The sequence below is a fragment of the Pseudomonas sp. UBA3153 genome (assembly GCF_002364635.1).
Lineage (GTDB): Bacteria > Pseudomonadota > Gammaproteobacteria > Pseudomonadales > Pseudomonadaceae > Pseudomonas_O > Pseudomonas_O kuykendallii.
In genome coordinates, this window is record NZ_DEYR01000023.1 from 58,555 (window position 1) to 58,953 (window position 399).

A 399-nucleotide genomic window follows, 5' to 3' on the forward strand; every position below is an offset into this window, starting at 1 on the left:
GCACCAGCAGCAACGGCAGGTGGCTGGCCTGCAACCCGTCCGCGGCGTGGCTGACCAGCATCGCCAGGCGGCTGTCGGCGATCTGCAGGTGCAGTTCGGCGAGTCCGTCCTGGCGGAAGGCGGTTGGGACGTACATGGGGTGATTCTCCTGGCTTGACGGGATCATCCTATGCAGACTATTGGCCTTTCCCAAGATCCATTTATGCCGACTTCGACAGGGCCAATCCATGCCAGCTGTCCCGCTTCCCTTCGACCTTTCCGGCATCCGCCTCGAACCCAGCAAGGGTCTCGCCCGCCAGCTCTACCAGGCCTTGCGCGAGCGCATGCTGGACGGGCGCCTGCCCGGCGGCACGCGGCTGCCGGCGAGCCGCGACCTTGCCGCCCTGCTCGGCATCTCGC

Annotated in this window: 2 protein-coding genes; one reads left to right on the forward strand and one right to left on the reverse strand. The window is 66.9% G+C overall.

Annotated features, from left to right (window positions below; all coding sequences use genetic code 11):
* A partial coding sequence (locus B2X67_RS20785; protein WP_414704002.1) for an FMN-binding negative transcriptional regulator occupies positions 1–265 on the reverse strand: 265 nt, incomplete at its 3' end.
* Here B2X67_RS20785 and B2X67_RS05260 point away from each other — a divergent pair.
* Positions 228–399: GntR family transcriptional regulator (locus B2X67_RS05260; RefSeq protein WP_286784835.1), on the forward strand; the 172-nt coding region annotated here is incomplete at its 3' end. The genes B2X67_RS20785 and B2X67_RS05260 overlap by 38 nt on opposite strands.